Origin of the sequence: Paenibacillus sp. PastF-3, from assembly GCF_029893135.1 — a bacterium.
In the GTDB taxonomy this organism is placed as follows: domain Bacteria; phylum Bacillota; class Bacilli; order Paenibacillales; family Paenibacillaceae; genus Paenibacillus_AQ; species Paenibacillus_AQ nitricinens.
On record NZ_JARXWM010000009.1, the window covers coordinates 95,437 to 116,355 of the forward strand.

The window sequence follows — 20,919 nt, forward strand, 5'->3', positions numbered from 1 at the left end:
ATTTGACAAGAGAAACTTTTTTTCGACATTTTATTCATGATTTTATTTAAAAATCATCACACTATTCGCCTTTCTTACCGATAAAAATAGATAGTTAGTAAGATCATGAGAAGGCGGAATGCAGATGAAGAATATGAAAGTGAAATTTAAAATTGGGATTCTATTGGTATTTTCTGTAGTTATGTTGAACATTGTGGGGGTAACTGGCTTTATCACTTTGGACAAAATGGCCAAAAAAACAACAGAGACGTATAATGAAAACTTGTTGCCTGTTTCTTACGTGGGACAAATGCGTACAAACAATCGGGCAATTGAAGCTTTTCTCTTGGAGCGCTTGATTAGCGTTGATGTAAATAAGAACAAACAACTGAAAGAGAGCATTACGGAGAAAGTGCAGGAAAATAATAATCTTTTGAACAAGTTGAAGACCGTCCAGTACAAAGATAGTACGGTAGTGAGTAAAATAAAGGAATATGAGTCCTCCTTAACAGACTATCGTGCACAAAGAGACAGTATTATTCAGATTGCGGATAGCAAAGGTAGTCAAGAGGCCTTTCAAGTATTCACAGGTGAGTTTAGTAATTCTCGTGAGAAAATGATCAATATGCTTAAAGGAATAAGCGATTCGCTGCTAAAGGGAGCTGGAGATCATAATTCAGAGTCTACGGCTACCGCTAAGAGCATGAAGACTAAAAGTATAGTGTTGATAACGTTCTCTTGGATCATTTGTATCGTGCTTAGCGTTGCAATCATTCGACTGATTACGAAACCTCTTAAGGAACTGCAAAGTTTAATGAAGCGGGCGGAAAATGGAGATTTAACCGTCACGGCAACGTATACCGCTAAGGATGAAATCGGCCAAATTAATAGCTCATTTAACAATATGCTGGAGAGCTTACGGAAGATGATGCAAGGCATTGCGGAGAGTGCAGAATTGTTATCAGCCTCATCGCAAGAGATGAGCGCTAGTGCGGAGCAGACCTCGCTGGCTTCGCAAATGATCGCCGAATCTTCAGGAGAGATTGCAGCGGGGTTTGATGAACAGACGGAAAGCATTGATCGTACCTCTCAGTCTATACAAGCTATGACCAATAATATTTCGGCCGTAGAAAGTAGCAGTTTTGAAATGTCCGACCTTATGGGAGTCGCTTCTGGTTCAACAGATCGTGGGGTAATCGCTGTAGATAACATCATTGAACAGATGAAGGAAATCGACTCCGGCGTAACTCAGAGCCAAGAGATTATTAGTAACCTCGGGCATCTGTCTCAGGATATAAATACAATTATTACTACGATTAACGGAATTGCAACACAGACGAACCTGCTGGCGCTTAATGCTTCTATTGAAGCAGCGAGAGCTGGAGAACATGGACGCGGCTTTGCTGTAGTTGCTGGAGAAATTCGGGGTCTTGCAGAAGCGACGAGAAACAGTTCACTGAAAGTAACAGATATTATTACGCATATTCAAAAGCAAACTGAAAGAGCAGTAGAATCAATGGCTTTCGGCTCTGAGCTAGTCTCTATCGGCGTTGCTCAAAGTCAGCTCGTATCTCAAGCGTTTCATGAGATTCAAAGTTCTATTAAAGAAGCTACGCTGCAGACGGAAGAGATTAGAGAGGCGGTTGCGCATGTCTCCTTAGAGTCACAAGGTGTGGCGGCAGCAATGGTGCAGGTCAATGCTATATCCAATAAAGGGGCAGTGGGTGTTCAGGACACCAGCGCAGCTAGTCAGCAGCAACTGTCTGCTATGGAGGAAATGTCCGCATCAGCTCAGTATTTAGCGGTGCTGGCGGAAGATCTGCAGAAGACTTTAGCGCAATTTAGATTATAACGCGAAATGAAAAAAAAGGACGTCCCAGAGCCATTTAGGCTTTGGAGACGTCCTTTTGTGTGTTATTGAATGGAGTTAAGCATACCAGCCCCATACGAAGATGAAGAGCGTACCAAAGATCGTAACTAAGCCAACGAATAAGGCATAGGCGATATTGATGTAGAGTTCTTTCTTGGTATCAGCTGATTCCCCAATATGCATGAACAGGAAGAGCTGCAGGGAAGCCTGAATGAGCGCTGTAATAAGCAGGATAGCCATGTTCGCACTATTAGATAGATCAAGGTAGATTACAGCAAGTGCAGCCACAGAAAGGACAAGAGAGGCTAAGAAACCCATCACATGGCGAATTGGAAACAGTTGCTTCATCATGCTACATCAGTCCTTTCAGATAGACGAAGCTGAAAATAAAGATCCAGACAACGTCCAAGAAATGCCAGTACAGCGAGAAGATAAAGGATTTATTGGCCGTAGCCGGAGTAATACCTTGACGCTTCAACTGGATTAAGATAGCCGCACCCCACAGGAACCCGAACGATACGTGAGCTCCGTGTGTTCCCAGCAGTACAAAGAGACTGGATAGGAATCCGCTGGTTTGAAGTGTAGCCCCTTCGTGAACATAAGTGACAAACTCCGTGATTTCAATACCAAGGAAGCCGAGACCCATTAACAGGGTTAGTCCGAAAAAGACCATCATAGCTTTTTGGTAACCATGCCGCATAGCATGAACTGCAAGACCGATCGTAAATGAGCTTGTCAACAGCAGTAATGTTTCGATCATCACTGGACCAATTTCAAAAAGGTCCGGCCCGCTAGGGCCGCTGGCAAAACGGTCTACCATTACAAAGTAAACAGTGAACAACGTAGCGAACAGTGCAATCTCTGCTCCTAGAAAGACCCAGAAGCCAAAGATTTTATTACTATTCTCTTCTGTTGAGTATTCAAGCGGCTTAGACGCATCTATTTTCATATTGTCTCACCCCGCAATTTCTTTTCAGTAGCAATAACTTCTTCTGCAGGGATGTAGAATCCGTGATCCCGATCGAAGGACATAGCAGCTAGAACGATGAGGATACCTACTCCAGAGAGGATGGCCGGAATCCAGAGACTGAATACCAGAGAGAATCCTGCAATGAAGAAGATAACACCCAGAATAAATGGTTTGCCTGAATTACTAGGCATATGAATCTTAGTAATCTTGTCTTCGTATAAAGGTACGTTGTCTTGTTTAGAGAACCAGTAGGCATCGCGTGTTTTTACGGTTGGAACCACTGCGAAGTTGTAAGCCGGAATCGGACTTTTCGTTGCCCACTCCAGAGTACGTGCATCCCATGGATCTCCATTTGTATCTCTTGGTTCATAACGTGTACTCCAGTAGATGTTATACACCAGAATTACAAATCCGATTGTAAGACCTATCGCCCCTATGAACGAGACCATACTGAGCGGACCAAATCCGGTATCCGCAGAATAAGTGTATTGTCGACGTGTCATTCCCTTAAGTCCGAGAAGGAATAGTGGGAAGAACGATACGTTAAAGGAAATAATAATCCACCAGAAGGCATGTTTACCAAGGCGTTCGTTCAAACGGAAGCCGAATACTTTAGGGAACCAGTAGTGGAAACCTGCGATAACGGCGAATACAGCACCTGGAATGAGAACGTAGTGGAAATGCGCCACCAGGAACATTGTATTATGGTACTGATAATCGGCACTGGCCATGGCCAGCATGACACCTGTTACCCCACCAATCGTAAAGATCGGGATAAAGGCGAGCGAATATAGCATCGGCGTCGTAAATGATATTCGCCCTTTTCGTAAGGTGAATAGCCAGTTGAATATTTTCACACCTGTTGGAACGGCAATGGCCATAGTAGTAATCGAGAAGAAACTGTTAACCATAGCGCCTTGGCCCATTGTATAGAAATGGTGAGCCCATACTAAGAAGGACAATAGGGAGATGATCAACATACTAAAGACCATGGATGTATATCCATACAGGTTCTTTTTGGAGAAGGTGGCGATAATTTCACTATAAATACCGAAGGCAGGTAGTACAACGATATATACTTCTGGATGTCCCCATACCCAGAAAAGGTTGGCCCATAACATATCCATACCGCCGTTGGCCATCGTGAAGAATTGAGAGCCGAATAACCGGTCGAACATCATCAAAGCGAGCGCAACCGTAAGCACTGGGAAAGCGAATACGATAATTACGTTCGTGATTAGCACGGACCATGTAAACATTGGCATTTTCATCAATTTCATACCTGGAGCACGCATCTTCAGAATCGTTACAATAAAGTTAACGCCTGTGAGGAGTGTACCGATACCAGATATTTGAAGCGCGAGCGAATAGTAGTTGTTACCCACCGTTGGGCTGAACTCTATACTTGCTAGTGGGAAGTATGCAGACCAGCCAGCATCTGGTGATCCCCCGATAACAAACGAAATGTTAAGCAGCATTGCTCCGAAGAAGAAGAGCCAGAAGCTGACGGCATTAAGACGCGGGAAGGCAACGTCTCTGGCACCGATTTGTAGCGGTACGATAACGTTCATCAAACCGATAATAAACGGCATGGCCATAAAGAGGATCATGATCAAGCCGTGTGTTGTAAATACCTCGTTGTAATGCTGTGCGTCAAGAAATTTCATGTCTGGGGCTGCCGTTTGCAGCTTCATCATAATAGCGTCAACGCCGCCGCGGAAAAGCATTAGTAGCGCAGCAAGGATATACATAACCCCGATACGTTTGTGGTCAACGGTAGTTAACCATTCGCGCCATAAATATCCCCATTTTTTAAAATAGGTTAGTCCGACGATAATCCCGATTGTAGCTAAAACAATACTTGCCATAGCCCCGTAAATCAGGGGTTCGCCGTGGACCTTAAATTTATCCCAATCCATTAGGAATCGCTCCTTTCAAGTTGCTCAATTAACATGGACTAATGTCCTTCATGTGTAGTGCTCTGTTCATCCAGTTCTGGATTAGGTTCGCTGTTAAATTCTGTCTCGCTAGATGGTGCAGGAGACGGATGAATTTCTTTATTATCCTGATGTTCCATAGTTCCATTATCCATATCCATATCTTTACCATTATTACTCATATGGTCGCCATGATCTCCCGGAGGAGGGCTAAAGGATAAGTGAGTGTTGGTGTATGTTTTGCGTCCGACATATTCCATTTTCAAAAGATTTTTGAATTCATCTTCGGTTAATGGACCTGCTGTTTCTTTAACGTCTTTTACCCATTCTTGATAGTCCTTATCAGTCATCGCAAGGGCTTCAAACTCCATGTGGGCAAAACCCTTACCATTAAAGTTCGCATTTCTTCCGGTATAAGAACCTACAGTATCCGCTGAAAGATGCAAAGTGGTAAGCATGTCACTCATCGCATATTTCTGTCCTCCCAATTGAGGGATCCAGAGACTTGAGATCGTACCGAAAGAGTACAATCTGAACTCGACAGCGCGGTGAACTGGAATGTTCACGTAGTTCACGGTTTCAATACCTTCCTCAGGATAGCTGAAATGCCATTTCCAGTTGGAGGAGGAAGCGTAGATTACAAGCGGTTTCTGATCTTTATAATCCGCTGCAACGTTTTCTACATCTACTGTCGTTTTGACAGTGACCACGGAGAGGAATGCCACGATAATAATCGGGATTGTAATCCAGATAGCCTCCAACCATTTGTTTCCTTCCTCGTGAGGAGGAATATAATCTTCGTTACTTTTCTTAGCGCGGTACTTCAAAAGTACAAAGACATATAAGATGTAGACAACTGCTAGAACACCGAGCATCACAACAATGGAGAGGATGATCGTGTCAGACAGAGTTCTCGCAGCCGGCCCCTTCGGATTCAGAACAGCGATTGAACTGCATCCTGGCAAGAGTAAAATTAGGCTGAGAAATAAAGCGTATAACGGTCCCTTTTTGTTCATGCTTAAGCTCCTTCCTTCAATACTTCTATTAATTAACCCTCATCATTACCTTCATATATAGTAAGAACTAATGAGAAAGAAAGCAAAAGACTTATTTTTCCATCTTAGCCATAATAGACCTTAATAATGGCGATCAAGTTAAATATGTGTGATCAATTTGTTACAAGTTCCTAATGATATGATAAAGATCACTGTAGCTACGCTGTTTAATGGTTATTTATTTCTGTTCAAAATTTGTTCAATAATTTACTAAAGTTGCTAATTTGGACACATCTATTTTGTGCAAAAGGATTGGAATTTAACCATTTTTTGTTGGTGTGACAGGATTTGGTCGAAATCAGAATTTGATGAATTTTGTCGAAATATCTGCGAACGTCGAAAAGGGTAACAAATTATTCTGTATTAAGTTACAATCTCTCAAATTTCTATCTATTAATCTATGATAATGTTATAGGTAAATATACGAGATGGGAGATTTTTTAAGATGTTTAAAAAGAAAGTGTGGCTTTTATTTATAGTACTATTCGTATGTACGGGTTTGGTACGAGAGATAGATACAGTGAATGCAGCGGGTGCGACAGGATCCCTGAAATTAGGGGTGAACGATAAATTAACTAAAATTGATGCAGTGTCGATAAAGGATACATATTATGTTTCACTGCGTGATTTGTCCCTAGAACTGAATCTGAATCTTACCCTTCAGGGTGTTGGAATTCATGTTCAAGGGAACAACGGTTCCATCGAACTGCTGAATGATCATGCAACAGCTCTTCTCCCTAATGGAAAGACTATTCCGCTGATAACATTTGTTGAAAATGGTAGAACGATGGTTCCTGTGAAGATGACCTCTCATCTTGGATTTTCAATTTCGTTTAAGCCAGCTCAATCTCTATTAAGAGTGTATAATTCCGGGGCTAAATTAGACGATGCTGCATTCGTGAACCAATATAAAAAGGATTTACAACAAAATGTACCTACAGGGACGACAGGCACAAAGGGGAAAGTCGTATATCTTAGCTTTGATGATGGTCCATCTGCTACTACCTCTCAACTACTTGATATTTTGGCGAAGTATGATGCGAAAGCAACTTTCTTTATGTTGGGAAATAACATGAACGCACATGCGTCTCAAGTGAAACGCTTAGTGAAAGAGGGACATGCACCTGCTTTACACGGCATGACACATGTGAAAGATAAATTTTATGCTTCTCCAGCCTCTGCGTTAAAAGAGATGAATGACGATAATGCAATTCTGAAGAAGATTACGGGTCAAAGTACAACACTGATTCGTACACCTTATGGCAGTAAACCTTATTTAACAAAAGCTTATAGAGATAAGATATTAACGCAAGGGTACCATCTGTGGGATTGGAACGTTGACTCTGAGGATTGGCGATATAAGAATGATAGTAATTCTATCTATAATACAGTTATGAGAGAGGTTCATAATCTGAAGAAGAGCAGCCCGGTGATTCTAATGCATGATCAAAAGGCTACACTTAAAGTTCTTCCACGCATCCTAGAGGCACTGAAGAAAGAAGGCTATGCGTTCCGTATTATTACTTCGGATATGGAGCCTAACAATTTTTGGAACGATAAGCGCTAACTCTGATAGTAAAATTAAATCATTTTCATTGTTATGGCGACAGATTTGATCTGTCGTCTTTTTTTTGTTGTCTGAAATCTTTGTAGATTTGACACATGTAGGCTTACCTAATCTATCGACGTAGTTAATTTGTCATGTTATCATGATACTCTGATAACGTATTAGCGAACTAAAGCACACGGCGCTGTGTCAACGATGGGGGATAAAAGAGATGAAGAAGAATGCATTTTTAGTTTTATTTATGATCATGGTTATTGCAGCTTTATCAGGCTGTTCGTCTTCTGGGAGCAAGGACGGAAAGCTGGTAATCGGGATTGATGATAAGTTCGCTCCAATGGGCTTTAGAGATGAGAACAATGAAATTGTTGGGTTTGATATCGACTATGCCGGAGCTGCAGCTGAGAAAATGGGCAAAGAAATCACTTTTCAGCCTATTGACTGGTCAGCTAAGGAGTCAGAACTGAATAGTGGGCGCATTGATATGATTTGGAATGGTTATACCATCACAGATGAACGTAAGGAAAAGGTGTTATTCACAAAGCCTTATCTTGAGAATAGTCAGGTAGTAGTCGTATTAGCGGATTCCACTATTTCAAAGCTTGAGGATTTGGCTGGTAAAGAGGTAGGACTTCAAAGTCTATCCTCTGCTGCCGATGCTTTAAATGCTAATCCGATTAAAGACCAAATTGCTAATCTGTCGGAATTTCCGGATAATGTGCTAGCGCTCACAGATTTGAAGACTAAGCGCCTGGACGGTGTAGTCATTGATGAAGTGGTAGCCAGATATTATATGTCAAAAGAGCCTGATACCTTTAAGCTACTAGATGAATCGCTTGCTCCTGAGCAGTACGGTATTGGAATTAAGAAAGGCAATGAGGCACTACTGGAAGAACTTCAAAAGGCTTTGGATGAAATGAACAATGACGGAACGGCTGAGAAGATCTCCACGAAGTGGTTTGGTGAGAATAAGGTATTGAAATAGCAGGTCAATATACAGAGTTTATTGGAGAAATGAAAATGGATTATATAATACAAATTTCCGGGCCGATGTTAGAAGGCGCGCGTACAACTATTTTATTGTTTCTTATTGTTATTTTGGTGTCGATTCCGCTCGGGTTCCTAGTCACTTTGATGGCGAAGAGTGCGATCAAGCCCGTGGCTTGGATTGCACATACCTATATCTATGTCATGCGGGGAACACCACTTTTACTGCAATTGTTATTTTTTTGCTTTGGTTTACCACAGATTCCGGTGATTGGGCAATATCTGGTCATGGACCGCTTCGTTGCGGCGAGTCTTGGTTTTATTCTTAACTATGGGGCCTATTTCGCGGAGATCTTCCGTGGGGGTATGCTCTCCATTGATAAAGGGCAGCATGAAGCAGCTAAAGTACTCGGACTGAGTAAATGGCAAACGCTGCGCAAGGTAATTCTAGCTCAAATGTTTAGGGTAGCTTTGCCAGCCGTGGCAAATGAATCGATTTCCTTGGTCAAAGATACGGCTCTGCTGTATGCCGTTGCTGTGCCTGAGCTACTGAACTATGCAAAAACAGCAGTGAATCGAGACTTTACTGTAACCCCCTTTGTAGTGGCGGGAGTGATTTACTTACTGATGACGCTGGTGCTCACTTTATTCTTCAAAGGACTGGAGAAACGTTTTAAATTCGAGTAGAGGGACTGTCTGAATATGAGTAACATGATAGAAGTAAGTGATTTACAGAAATCCTTCGGCAAATTGGATGTGTTGAAGAAGGTTAGTTTCAATATCCAGGCGGGTGAGGCCGTCGCTGTTATAGGGCCTTCAGGTTCGGGTAAGAGTACGATGCTGCGTAGTCTAGTACATCTAGAGGAAATTACGGGTGGAAGCATCTTCATCCAAGGCAAGCCGCTCGTGGCGAATGGAAAATACGCTAGTGGAGCAAGTATTCGTGAGATCACGGCGGCCATGGGAATGGTGTTTCAACACTTTAACCTATTTCCACATTTAACGGTGCGAGGCAATCTAGAGCTAGCTCCAAGGATGTTGAAGCGAGAAAGCGTGAAGGAGATTACGGCTAGAAGCGAGAACTTACTTTATAAGGTAGGACTTGCTGAAAAAGCGGATGTGTATCCTGCAAAGCTGTCAGGTGGACAGAAGCAACGGGTTGCTATTGCGAGAGCATTAATGCTCAATCCTGATATTCTATTGTTCGATGAACCCACTTCCGCGCTTGATCCTGAACTCACGGGCGAGGTACTACGCGTCATACGTCAACTTGCTGAGGAGAATATGACGATGATTGTTGTCACTCATGAGATGAATTTTGCCCGTGATGTGGCCGATCGTGTGATTTTCATGGACAACGGTGAGATCACGGAGTCTGGAACACCTGAGCAGATTTTTGATCATCCACAGCAGGAACGCACTCGAATTTTTTTGAATCAAGAGTCGAGAGTGTGAATAGCTCAAGCTAATAAAGTGTCTATTTATGAGAAAAACCCACACAGTTATAAACCACTGTGTGGGTTTTTTTGCGTTGACATAAAGATTAAACTGTATTAATAATAGTAGTACAGTTAATACACGTCATGATGGATTTAATGCAAGACAGTGAAAGGAGGATGGTTATGTTCGAATTGGACGTTCGCAGTCGCAAGCCGATTTATGAGCAGCTGACCGATAAGGTCAAGGAGATGATTTTACATGGTATTTTGCAGACTGATGAACAACTGCCTTCGGTAAGGACATTATCCCAGCAGCTAACCGTGAATCCCAATACGATTCAGAAGGCTTACCGTGAATTGGAACGTGAGGGGTATATTTATTCACTGCAGGGGAAAGGGAGTTTTGTAGCCCCAATGAAAAAAGAACAGAATGAGATTAAAAAAGCTGAAGTACGTGATGAGTTGCTTAGACTGATGGCGGAAGCGGTTTATCTTGGGTTCACCGCCGCTGAGATTAGTTCATTGTACCGACAAGTGGAAAAGCAGAGAGAAGGGGGGAAGAGTAATGATTGAGATTCGAGGAGTCAGCAAGTTATTTCAAGGGGAGAAGGCCGTTGATGATATCTCTTTAACGGTACATAAAGGGACAATTTATGGGCTGCTCGGGTCTAATGGAGCGGGTAAAACTACGCTGCTGAAGACCTTGGCAGGCATTTACTTTCCGGATAAGGGGACCGTGAAGGTGGATGGTGAAGCGGTATTCGAACACCCGACAACTAAGCAACGGGTTATTTTTATGCCGGATTCTCCTTACTTTTTCCCGCAATCCAACATGCTGCAAATGGCAGCCTTCTATCGCTCGATCTATCCGAGCTGGAATCAGAAGCGTTTTGAAGATTTGGGGACCGTCTTTCAGCTCGATAAGAAGCGTAAGCTTAGTCGTTTCTCCAAAGGGATGCAGCGGCAAGCGTCATTCTGGTTATGTTTAAGCTGTATGCCAGATGTGCTTATTATGGATGAGCCGATTGACGGGTTAGATCCGGTAATGCGACGCCAGATCAAAAACCTGCTATTTCAGGAGGTTGCTGAACGCGAGCTGACGGTAATCATTTCTTCACATAATCTTCGTGAGATCGAGGACCTATGCGATCATGTAGGGATTATGCATGGTGGCAAGATGTTGATTGAGAAGGATCTGGATGATCTTAAGGCGGACACTCATAAGATTCAAGTGGCCTTCCGAGATGAGCGGCATGAAATTCCGATATCAGCGAAGCTGCAAATTTTACATCAAGAACGCCGGGGGAGCGTGAACCTGTACATAGTAAAAGGGGATCGTGAGCGAATCAAAGCGGCCTTTCAGGTATATGAGCCATACGTATTCGATTTGCTTCCGTTGACGTTAGAAGAGATCTTTATTTATGAAATGGGGGATGTCGGATATGACGCGCAGCCGGTACTACTTTAATAGCAGTATTATTCGCCAGAACTTCCGCCAGCATGGCTGGATAGGGATTATCTATGCACTTGGCTTATTGTTCGCACTTCCACTGCAGCTGTTCATGAGCAATAATCCGAATGAGAAACCGCAGGAAATTGAACATCTATTTCGCATCGCTGGTAGTGTGCAAGCCTTGTTTATTATTACGATCCCTATTGCAGCTGGACTCTTTTTGTTCCGGTACCTTCAAGCAAAATCACCCTCAGATCTCTTTCATAGCTTGCCTTTACGCAGAGGGCATTTATTTACAGCTCATTTGACAAGTGGACTTATATTACTGCTGTTGCCTGTTTGGTTAACTGCTGGGGTGGTTGCAGTTGTTAAGCCATGGAGTGGCAATTTTTATATTTTTCAAGGCGCAGATATTTGGCAATGGTGTATCACCGTTAGTATTTTGACTTTGTTCCTCTTCTGCTTTAGTGTTTTTGTGGGAATATGCACGGGCCAATCTATTCTTCAGGGAATTATCGTTTATATTTTGCTTATTCTTCCTGCTGTACTGATTTCATTAGGCAATAGCCATTTAGCCATGTATCTTTATGGATATGCAAATGCAAATGTAAGATTCCTAGATTCTAAATCACAGATGTGGTCTCCGTTTGTTCATATTATGTATTATTTTACCGGCAAACCATACACCAATACCGAATTATGGATCTATGGAGTATTGTCACTTTTATTTATTGGATTATCCTACCTGCTATACCGTAAACGTAATACTGAAAAAGCCGGCCAGGCTATTGCTTTTGGATATTTCAATCCACTTTTTAAAGCAGGAGTTATGTTATGTGCCATGCTTATCTCCGGAACTTATTTTGCACAAATGAAGCAACAGCAAATAGGCTGGGTGATTGGCGGATATGCCATTGGAGCCATTATTGGTTATATTGCCGCAGAAATGATTATTCGAAAAACATGGCAGATTATGACGCGTAAAGTGTTAGCCGAGTTTTCGGTTTATGCAGTAATGCTGGGGTTACTTCTGTATATTCCGGTATCAAGTGTTACGGGGTATGAAGCCAGAGTGCCTTCCGGTGAAAGGATTAGCGGTGTATATATGGGATCTAACTACCGGTGGTATACCCCAATAGATGATTATTCAACTACACCTTATATGGGACAGGATCCATTTTCGCATGATAAAGATTATATAGAAGCTGTCCGTAAGTTTCATCAAGCGGTAGTTGCAGTACGTCCAGAACATACCTCACAACAATACGTTTATGAATACTTTACTCTGGCTTATCAATTGGAGAATGGTCACAAGTTAGTGAGGGAATACTGGATCCCTAATAAGGGGTTTGAATCAGAGATCAAGGCGGTTAAGGATACTGAAGCTTTCAAGTATGAAAACTATAATTTAACTCTGTTAGACAAAGACCTGGATTATATGTGGATTACCAACAGGAATAAAAAAGTAGCCATCTCTGATCCTCAGGAAATTTCAGAGCTAAAGGAGATTATCAAACGCGAAATTTTGAATATGTCCTACGAGGTACAGATAGATAAGGACGGAAAACCTAATTTGGCTGGTATCCAAACACAGGTAAAGGTAAAAGAGGAAAGTGATCGGCCATCTGTAAATTACGGTTATTATTATCCGTGGAAGTCTTCTTTCCATGAGTTAGATAAATGGATGGTCGAAAAGGGTTATACGGATAAAGTACGAACAACCGCTGAAGATATACAATCGGCAGAAATAATAAAAGATGACTATATGGATAAGCAAACACCTAAGAATCCTACTAGTCCTGAACAAAGGCTAATACTTGCACGTGAAAAGAATCGTACAATTGTTACGAAGGATAAGGCACTATTAACGGATATTGTGGATAATCAATTCAATTATGGAGTTGAAAATGGCAACTACATTGTGAAATTGATGTATAAAGAGGGTTATAGCGATTTCGTAATGTTAAAAGCATCGGATATGACGCCTGAATTGAAGGTTTTGCTGAAATAAGCTCAGAATAAGGTAGAAGATTGCAGATAAAGACTACCGGTTTACATAAACTGGATAGTTGGATTATGCTTTTGGAGATATGTTATTTAGGTGAAGCCTGGCCATGGACGATGGAGTCCATGGTCTTTTTTGCAAATACTTAGAAGGTTAAAGAGAGGGATTCATAAATCAGAAATATATCAATCGATTATTCAGCAGCTTCGGACCATTGAATCTGAAGAACAAGTCCGCATTTTGTATGCGTGTGAAACGGGGCAATGGAACTGGTAAGCTGGATGACTCCGAAGGGTCACATTTCGCCAGTATGGCCGGAAGCCGCCGGGGGGAATTGACGCTGCTAACGGTTGATACGATTAGAACTGGTCAAATGGTGTAACCTTTTATTATGCGGGTAAGAGGTATGGCTGGCAGAACCTATTCCATCTTCCTGTCTTAATGTGTACACTCATAGTTGAATAAGAACGTCTTTTGGTAGGAGGCAGAATCACATGGACGAAATTCCAGATCATTTAGATCACGGATTACAAATTGTTTTTATTGGATTTAACCCGAGTATCCGTTCTGGCGAGGTTGGGCATCATTACGCGAATCCGCGAAATAATTTCTGGAGAATCTTACACAATTCAGGACTTACTCCTCGGTTGTACGACGCGTCTGAGGACGGAGAGCTGCTTAAGCTGGGTTATGGTTTTACGAATATTGTTGCCAGGCCAACACGCGGGATCGACGATATCACTCGTGAGGAATATAATGAGGGCCGCGAGTTGCTTCGTTCCAAGCTGGCGCTTTATCGCCCACAAGTCGCTTGCTTCGTTGGAAAAGGTGTATATACAGAGTTTAGTCGGAGAAAAAAAGCAGAATGGGGATTTCAAGGAAACGTGTCTCCAACGGTAGATGGTGTGCGTGAATTTGTCGCCCCCTCTTCCAGTGGATTGGTTCGAATGCCAATGGAGGAGATCGTAGGGATCTACCGTAGGTTAGCTGAGTTTACACAAGAGAGCGATGGCTGACTCGGGAGACTGAGTTGGAGGGAACAGAGGGTGGAATGCTGAGTAGTGGCGTATGTGTAGGGGGAGTTGTGGAGAAGCTGAGAAATGCCGCTAGTAACACGAAGGAGCAACTTCATGGATGAGCTATCGGCTATCGGACTCGACAATGATTGCCATATAGCGTAGTAGAATTAGAAGCCCTTATATACCTTATAACACAGCTTGCTACAGTTCTGACTCACTCTTGGCTATCTCCCATCAAGTCCCTGTAATCCGCCACGCCCGAAAAGCTTTGAACATAAAACGAGCAAGATTCCAGTTGGAATCTTGCTCGTTTTATGTCTTCAAAGGGTTGTATAGGCTAAGTCTCGATCAACAACAGGATGATAGAGGATAAGGATAGACAAACGCTGATCAAGCATAACACGGCAACGACTTGCTTTTGGCTCAGACCTGCACGGAGCAGGCGGTAATGAGCCTGGGTTGCGTCGGCCTGATAAATGGACTTGCCTTGGATAAAGCGTTTGACGACGACAAAAATATTGTCGAAGATCGGAACGCCCAGCGCCAGAATCGGGATGAACAGCGACAGGGCCGTGGCTTGCTTAAACGCACCGTCGAGTGCGATTACCGCAAGGATGAAACCAAGAAAGGTAGCCCCGGCGTCGCCCATAAAGATTTTGGCAGGCGGTTTATTATAACGTAGATAAGCAATGGTAACGCCGACGAGCGCAATCGCCATAATCGCTGAAGAGGACTGCCCCTTAGTTAATGCGACAATAAATAGTGTTATGGCCGAAATAGCAGTTAAGGCGCCAGCCAAACCATCCATACCATCCGAGAAATTAATGACAGTGGTTACGCCGAAGATCCAGATAATCGTCAATAGAAACTGTAATACAACGGGTAGAACGATATAATCCCCTGAGAAGGGGTTATAGAATCCGGTAAATGCGTTGCCGGAAAAATAAACAAGAACAGCCGCACTTACCTGCACAATCATTTTGGGCAGTGCCGGGAAATCCTTACCCTTTGTTTTGTACCAGTCATCTATGGTACCAATAGTTAATAGCAGCACACCCCCTGCAAACAGTGCGACTGTCTCCATGGAAAATTCCCGGGCAAAGACCAGGTAAGTGATGAAGAACCCGATGAATATGGCATAACTGGCCGTAAGCGGTATAGGTTCTCTATGGATTTTACGCTCAACGTCTTGACGAGGCTTGTCCACAAAATCAAGTCGGAAAGCTAGTCTGCCGAGCGGCGGAATTAGAAAGTATACGATAGAAAAAGACATTAGAAACGATAAAACGTATAATATGACGCTCACCACCGTTTTCTTTTTAAAATAACACAGTTCGCTTAAAACTACCTTAAAAAAGTAAATTTTTGTCGTCTGACTGATAAGTTGACTTGATTGTATCACTGTAGTACCTTTTTGAGAAAAGAGTTTTGGGGGATATGATGAAATACGACGTTATTTTATTCGATGCTGACGATACACTGTTTGATTACGGAATGGCAGAAAGTCACGCGTTATCTAACGCATTTCTACATGTTGGGATGCCCACAGCTGCTGAGGATTATGCTGCCAGTTATCAGGAGATTAATCATGCGCTGTGGCGGGATTTGGAGCAGGGGAAGATTAGTTCTGCGGCATTACGCGTGGAACGGTTTAATCGGTTATTCGCTGCGAATGCGCTGGAGCTAGATCCTGAGGCGTTTAGTGAAGCCTATCTGCGTTTCTTAGGCGAGGGAACCTTTCTGATCCAGGGAGCGATCGAGCTGTGCGAGGAGCTTGCCGGCTGCCGATTAGCAATCATTACGAACGGAATTAAAGAAGTGCAAACTTCCAGAATCCAAGGATCACCGCTTAGTGAAACCTTTGAGCAGATTATTATTTCAGAGGAGGCTGGTTGTCAGAAGCCGGAGACAGGGATTTTTGATTATGCTTTTGCCAAATTGGGGATTTCGGATAGGGAAAAAGTACTGATTGTAGGGGACTCCTTAACCTCTGATATTCAAGGCGGAATCAATTATGGGATCGATACTTGCTGGTTTAACCCGCTCAGTAAAGAGAATTCGTCGGGTGTTCAACCGAAATACGAAATTCGAGTTCTGTCGGAGCTCTTAGACATTGTAGGCAAGACAGCTGATCTTCAATAATAAAAAATAAGGTGTGAGCGCATAGCGACTCACACCTTTTATTAAGTGAGCTGAAGGATCTTATTGCCGAGTATCCAGCGGCTTCAGATAAGCTTCGATTTGCTGGCGTTTCGATTCCAGAAATGGTGGCAGAGCAAGAGATTCACCCAAACTTTCCATCGGCTCATCTGTTGCAAAGCCTGGTCCGTCTGTAGCTAGCTCAAAAAGAATGCCGTTAGGCTCGCGGAAATAAAGGGAGCGGAAGTAAAAACGATCCACGAATCCGGAGTTGGGAAGCTGAGCAGTGCGTATATGCTGGACCCATTGCTTCAATTCCTCCTCGTTGTCCACGCGGAATGCGACATGGTGTACCCCGCCTCGACCTAAATGTTCCTGCTCTAGATCATTACGTTCCTCTAGGTGAACCTCTGCACCTGATCCGCCTTCACCAGTCTCAAATACAATCACATCTGGCTGGCCCGCAATTGTTGAAGGATAAGTGCCTTTACGGCGGAAGCCAAGCAATTGCTCCAGTACAGCCGCAGTATGCTCTGCACTTTCTACTGAAAGATGTGCGGGACCTAGACCAATAATCCCATACTCAGCAGGTACCGGGCTTTTTGCCCAAGGGATGCCAGCGGCAACACCCTTATCATTCTCGTCGGATACTAGTATGAAACGTTGCCCTTCATGATCACGGAAGGCTAAAGTCTGGCGGCCGCCGATTGTTTGAATCGTCCCATGCTTTACGTCAAGCTCGGTGAAGCGCTGCTCCCAGTAGAGAAGTGCGGCATCGTTTGGCACCCGAAGGGAGAGCGCGGAAATGCTGTTGTTGCCTGCACGGTTGCGGCCCGCCATCGGGAGCTCGAAGAAAGTTAATTCGGTTCCGGGGTTACCCTTCTCATCACCATAGAATAAATGATACACTGAAATATCATCCTGGTTTACTGTCTTTTTAATGAGACGCAGTCCAAGTACTTCGGTATAGAACCTAAAGTTTTCCTGTGCGTTACCTGTAATTGCGGATACGTGGTGTAGTCCTTTTAATGTTAATGTCATGTGTAATTACCTCCGTGTAAATGCTAAATGTGAGTAAGTTATATTGTGATCTTTAAAATATTCAGTGAGTATTATTAAGTAGCTATAATTTTAATAGTAAAAAGCGGTTTTTGCAAGTAGATGTTTATGCATCATAAAATCCAGTTCATACATAAGGAGAGCGTACATTGCACACAACAACTAGCTTGATGAAACAATTGCAGGAGCTAAAGCTTGATCCACATGGGACTATTCTGGTCCATTCCTCATTAAAAAGCATTGGGGAAGTAGATGGAGGCGCGAACACAGTATTGGATGTACTCAGTGAATATATGAAGGACGGACTGCTCGTATTGCCAACCCATACATGGGCTTATATTAATGCAGACAATCCAAGGTTCTCTGTTCAAGATTCCCCTTCTTGTGTAGGGATATTACCGGAGTTGTTCCGTAAACGTCCAAATGTTACTCGCTCTTGGCATCCGACACATTCTGTAGCGGCTTTAGGTGCAGATGCTGAGGATTTCACCACGGGAGATGAACGCTGGGATACGCCGTGCGCCCGTGGTTCAGCATGGGGCAAGCTACTTGATCGAAAGGCGGAAATTGTCCTGCTGGGAGTCGATCTTCGGCGGAATACGTTTATCCATGGCATTGAAGAGTGGGTCGATATTCCAGGCAGAATGACGGATACCTATGAGGAGCTATATACGGTGACGCCAGGTGGCGATGAAATCATGGTGCCTTCTCGCAGACACTGTGGCCTCTCTTGGTCTGAGCATTTTTGGAAAGTGGAACGCGAGCTTGAAGAAGGCGGTGCTATGCGTAAGGGGCATTTTGGCGATGCGCTGGTTAGGATATGCGGGACGGTAGAAACAACGAATATTCTAAGCCAGATGCTGACAGAAAATCCTGATCTTTTCTCAGATAATGAGCCACTGCATGGGGAGGACAAGCCGGTACCACTTCCAAAGACTAGGGCGTGAGCAACCCTAGAAGAGGCTAATTGAATGCCGATAAAGCATTTTTCAAACCACACAATCTGGAAGCCGCTATCAATGTATGGTATATTAATCTCACTAAAACATAGTAAGGAGATTGGAAATGGAAAAAACTTTGGTTTTTGGACACAAAAATCCGGATACGGATACGATTTGTTCTGCAATTGCTTATGCTGCACTCAAAAAGGAATTGGGCTGGGATGCTGAGGCAATTCGTCTGGGTGAGGTTAGTGGTGAAACGCAATTTGCGCTTGACCATTTCGGAGTCGCTGCTCCTCGACTGGTAGAGAACGTAGCTGGTGAAGCAAATCAGGTTATTCTTGTTGACCATAACGAACGCCAACAAAGTGCAAATGACATTGATCAAGTGCGCGTGGTGGAAGTTATCGACCATCACCGGATCGCAAACTTTGAAACTGCACATCCGTTATACTATCGTGCTGAGCCAGTAGGCTGTACTGCTACTATTCTTAACAAGTTGTATAAAGAAAACGGAGTTGTAATCCCTAAAGAAATCGCCGGATTGATGCTGTCTGCGATCATTTCTGATTCCTTGCTGTTTAAATCACCAACTTGCACTGCGGAAGATGTAGCTGCAGCACGTGAGCTTGCTGAAATCGCTGGTGTAGATGCAGAAAGCTACGGTCTCGACATGTTGAAAGCTGGAGCTGACCTTAGCGACAAGAGTATCGCTCAACTGATTTCCTTGGATGCAAAGGAATTCAAAATGGGTGAATACAAAGTTGAAATCGCTCAAGTGAACGCGGTGGATGTTAATGATGTTCTCTCCAAACAAGCTGAACTGGAAACTGCACTTACTTCCATTATTGCTGAAAAAGAATTGGATCTGTTCCTGTTTGTAGTTACAGATATCCTCAATAACGATTCTGTGGGTCTGGCTCTGGGTCGTGTTGCAGGTGCAGTAGAAACGGCGTACAATGTTAAGCTTGATGACAATAAAGCACTTCTCAGAGGTGTAGTATCCCGTAAATCGCAAATCGTTCCTGTTCTTACAGAAACAATTGCTAAGCTGTAACGCATTTTGACAATTGCACTCGATTCGGTGCAGTAGCATTCATATAAGAGCCACGTCATCCATTGAAAGTTTTAAGGGTGACGTGGTTCTTTTTGTTTTACGACGCATTCTGCTACAATACTTTGAGAGGTAAGAGTAACAACCAACATGTGGAATATAACAAAGAGACAGGGGATATTAAGAATGGAATTGTTTGCAGCACTCGAGCGGGACGATTACGAGGAACTGTTATTTTGTCAGGATAAAGCATCAGGATTAAAGGCAATCATTGCCATTCATGACACGACATTAGGGCCCGCACTGGGTGGGACACGGATGTGGACCTATGCTACAGAAGAGGAAGCGATTGTTGACGCGCTTCGTTTAGCGAAAGGGATGACGTACAAAAATGCAGTATCCGGTCTAAATTTAGGCGGCGGGAAAACAGTGATTATAGGTGATCCCAAGAAGGATAAGAACGAAGCGATGTTCCGTGCTTTCGGAAGATACATACAGGGCTTGAATGGACGGTACATAACAGCCGAGGATGTTGGCACTACAGAAGAAGATATGAACATTATTTATCAGGAGACAGATTATGTTACAGGTACATCTCCTACTTATGGTTCATCGGGCAATCCGTCACCAGCGACGGCTTACGGCGTATACCAAGGGATGAAGGCAGCGGCCAAAGCAGCGTTTGGCAGTGATTCGCTCGAAGGGAAGACTGTAGCCGTTCAAGGTGTTGGGAATGTGGCTTTTTCGCTGTGTAAGCATCTTCATGAAGAAGGCGCTCAGCTTATCGTAACCGATATTCATAAAGAAGCTGTGGGGCGCGCAGTAGAAGCTTACGGCGCCAAAGCAGTCGATCCTGCAGATATTATCAGTACAGACTGTGATATCTATGCTCCATGCGCACTCGGAGCAACGATTAATGATGAGTCCCTCCGGGTAATTAAGGCGAAGGTGATCGCAGGCGCAGCCAACAATCAGTTAAAAGAGGCCTATCATGGCGATACGCTGCACGAAATGGGCATTGTGTATGCTCCTGATTATGTGATTAATGCCGGTGGCGTTATTAATATTGCCGATGAACTGAATGGTTATAATAAGGAACGTGCGTTTAAGCAGGTTTCAAAAATTTACGATAACATCACCCGCGTGCTGGAAATCTCACGTCTAAATGGAATTCCTACTTCTGTTGCGGCAAATCAGCTTGCAGAGGAACGGATTTCCTTATTAAGAAATACTCGTAGTACTTTCCTGCGAAATGGTCAACATGCGCTTAGCAGAAGATCACTCCGGGGATAAGGTGCATAGGTACTTAAATTAGTCTTTCACATGCAAAAGCGCATCAGCGTCGCTAAAGGACGGTAAGCTTATATTTTCAAAAAAACTCGGCAGTCTCTCCGAATCATTTTCCGGATGGAGCTTGCCGAGTTTCTTAATATATAAGAATTTATAAG

General features: G+C 43.4%; 20 protein-coding genes. 14 read left to right on the top strand and 6 right to left on the bottom strand.

Annotation, left to right across the window (positions count from 1 at the left end; genetic code table 11):
• Nucleotides 1-124 precede the first annotated feature (124 nt).
• Nucleotides 125-1,831 carry a methyl-accepting chemotaxis protein gene (locus tag M2444_RS18775; protein WP_179281645.1) on the top strand — a complete coding sequence of 569 codons (1,707 nt, stop codon included), beginning with the start codon at nucleotides 125-127 and terminating at the stop codon, nucleotides 1,829-1,831.
• 75 nt (nucleotides 1,832-1,906) lie between these two features.
• On the opposite strand, the gene qoxD is transcribed toward M2444_RS18775, so the two are convergent.
• The 4 genes from qoxD to qoxA are packed head-to-tail and all read right to left on the bottom strand — an operon-like array spanning nucleotide 1,907 to nucleotide 5,772.
• The gene (gene qoxD / locus M2444_RS18780) at nucleotides 1,907-2,200 is read right to left on the bottom strand and encodes a cytochrome aa3 quinol oxidase subunit IV (protein ID WP_179281646.1); all 294 of its coding nucleotides are present in this window, start codon (nucleotides 2,198-2,200) and stop codon (nucleotides 1,907-1,909) included.
• 1 nt (nucleotide 2,201) lies between these two features.
• On the bottom strand, nucleotides 2,202-2,798 hold the full coding sequence (gene qoxC / locus M2444_RS18785) for a cytochrome aa3 quinol oxidase subunit III (protein ID WP_094871514.1): 597 nt from the start codon (nucleotides 2,796-2,798) through the stop codon (nucleotides 2,202-2,204).
• Nucleotides 2,795-4,738: a cytochrome aa3 quinol oxidase subunit I gene (gene qoxB / locus M2444_RS18790; protein WP_280787746.1), complete on the bottom strand. Its 1,944-nt coding sequence runs from the start codon at nucleotides 4,736-4,738 to the stop codon at nucleotides 2,795-2,797. Before qoxB ends, qoxC begins: the two co-directional genes overlap by 4 nt.
• 38 nt (nucleotides 4,739-4,776) lie before the next feature.
• The gene (qoxA, locus tag M2444_RS18795; RefSeq protein WP_280787747.1) at nucleotides 4,777-5,772 is read right to left on the bottom strand and encodes a cytochrome aa3 quinol oxidase subunit II; all 996 of its coding nucleotides are present in this window, start codon (nucleotides 5,770-5,772) and stop codon (nucleotides 4,777-4,779) included.
• Nucleotides 5,773-6,256: 484 nt separating this feature from the next.
• Here qoxA and M2444_RS18800 point away from each other — a divergent pair, with 484 nt between their 5' ends.
• The 9 genes from M2444_RS18800 to M2444_RS18840 all read left to right on the top strand — a co-directional run bounded on the left by M2444_RS18800 (nucleotide 6,257) and on the right by M2444_RS18840 (nucleotide 14,275).
• Nucleotides 6,257-7,378 carry a polysaccharide deacetylase family protein gene (locus M2444_RS18800; RefSeq protein WP_280787748.1) on the top strand — a complete coding sequence of 374 codons (1,122 nt, stop codon included), beginning with the start codon at nucleotides 6,257-6,259 and terminating at the stop codon, nucleotides 7,376-7,378.
• A gap of 211 nt (nucleotides 7,379-7,589) precedes the next feature.
• Nucleotides 7,590-8,360: an amino acid ABC transporter substrate-binding protein gene (locus tag M2444_RS18805; RefSeq protein WP_094871518.1), complete on the top strand. Its 771-nt coding sequence runs from the start codon at nucleotides 7,590-7,592 to the stop codon at nucleotides 8,358-8,360.
• 29 nt (nucleotides 8,361-8,389) lie between these two features.
• Complete coding sequence (locus tag M2444_RS18810) at nucleotides 8,390-9,049, top strand: amino acid ABC transporter permease (RefSeq protein ID WP_094871519.1); 660 nt, start codon at nucleotides 8,390-8,392, stop codon at nucleotides 9,047-9,049.
• 15 nt (nucleotides 9,050-9,064) lie between these two features.
• On the top strand, nucleotides 9,065-9,817 hold the full coding sequence (locus M2444_RS18815; protein ID WP_373455890.1) for an amino acid ABC transporter ATP-binding protein: 753 nt from the start codon (nucleotides 9,065-9,067) through the stop codon (nucleotides 9,815-9,817).
• A 167-nt stretch (nucleotides 9,818-9,984) separates the two neighbouring features.
• A complete protein-coding gene (locus tag M2444_RS18820; protein WP_094875444.1) occupies nucleotides 9,985-10,374 on the top strand; it encodes a GntR family transcriptional regulator in 390 nt (129 codons plus the stop codon).
• Nucleotides 10,367-11,269 (top strand): ABC transporter ATP-binding protein, encoded by a 903-nt coding sequence (locus M2444_RS18825; protein ID WP_094871524.1) that lies wholly within the window; start codon nucleotides 10,367-10,369, stop codon nucleotides 11,267-11,269. Before M2444_RS18820 ends, M2444_RS18825 begins: the two co-directional genes overlap by 8 nt.
• The gene (locus M2444_RS18830; protein ID WP_280787749.1) at nucleotides 11,244-13,265 is read left to right on the top strand and encodes a hypothetical protein; all 2,022 of its coding nucleotides are present in this window, start codon (nucleotides 11,244-11,246) and stop codon (nucleotides 13,263-13,265) included. Before M2444_RS18825 ends, M2444_RS18830 begins: the two co-directional genes overlap by 26 nt.
• Nucleotides 13,266-13,473: 208 nt before the next feature.
• Nucleotides 13,474-13,641 carry a hypothetical protein gene (locus tag M2444_RS33480; RefSeq protein ID WP_179281647.1) on the top strand — a complete coding sequence of 56 codons (168 nt, stop codon included), beginning with the start codon at nucleotides 13,474-13,476 and terminating at the stop codon, nucleotides 13,639-13,641.
• A 112-nt stretch (nucleotides 13,642-13,753) separates the two neighbouring features.
• On the top strand, nucleotides 13,754-14,275 hold the full coding sequence (locus M2444_RS18840; RefSeq protein ID WP_094871527.1) for a mismatch-specific DNA-glycosylase: 522 nt from the start codon (nucleotides 13,754-13,756) through the stop codon (nucleotides 14,273-14,275).
• Nucleotides 14,276-14,615: 340 nt separating this feature from the next.
• Here the strand turns inward: M2444_RS18840 and M2444_RS18845 are convergent, their stop codons facing one another.
• Nucleotides 14,616-15,551, bottom strand: coding sequence for an MraY family glycosyltransferase (locus tag M2444_RS18845; protein WP_094871567.1), 936 nt, complete (start codon nucleotides 15,549-15,551; stop codon nucleotides 14,616-14,618).
• 167 nt (nucleotides 15,552-15,718) lie between these two features.
• Between M2444_RS18845 and M2444_RS18850 the strand changes: the two genes are divergently transcribed.
• Nucleotides 15,719-16,420, top strand: coding sequence for a YjjG family noncanonical pyrimidine nucleotidase (locus M2444_RS18850; RefSeq protein ID WP_280787817.1), 702 nt, complete (start codon nucleotides 15,719-15,721; stop codon nucleotides 16,418-16,420).
• A 60-nt stretch (nucleotides 16,421-16,480) separates the two neighbouring features.
• Here the strand turns inward: M2444_RS18850 and M2444_RS18855 are convergent, their stop codons facing one another.
• Complete coding sequence (locus M2444_RS18855; RefSeq protein ID WP_280787750.1) at nucleotides 16,481-17,458, bottom strand: ring-cleaving dioxygenase; 978 nt, start codon at nucleotides 17,456-17,458, stop codon at nucleotides 16,481-16,483.
• A gap of 167 nt (nucleotides 17,459-17,625) precedes the next feature.
• Between M2444_RS18855 and M2444_RS18860 the strand changes: the two genes are divergently transcribed.
• From M2444_RS18860 to M2444_RS18870, 3 genes are all read left to right on the top strand, one after another.
• On the top strand, nucleotides 17,626-18,423 hold the full coding sequence (locus tag M2444_RS18860) for an AAC(3) family N-acetyltransferase (RefSeq protein WP_094875438.1): 798 nt from the start codon (nucleotides 17,626-17,628) through the stop codon (nucleotides 18,421-18,423).
• A 118-nt stretch (nucleotides 18,424-18,541) separates the two neighbouring features.
• Complete coding sequence (locus tag M2444_RS18865; protein ID WP_094875436.1) at nucleotides 18,542-19,474, top strand: manganese-dependent inorganic pyrophosphatase; 933 nt, start codon at nucleotides 18,542-18,544, stop codon at nucleotides 19,472-19,474.
• A gap of 183 nt (nucleotides 19,475-19,657) precedes the next feature.
• Nucleotides 19,658-20,764 carry a Glu/Leu/Phe/Val family dehydrogenase gene (locus M2444_RS18870; RefSeq protein ID WP_076283886.1) on the top strand — a complete coding sequence of 369 codons (1,107 nt, stop codon included), beginning with the start codon at nucleotides 19,658-19,660 and terminating at the stop codon, nucleotides 20,762-20,764.
• Nucleotides 20,765-20,919: the final 155 nt, after the last annotated feature.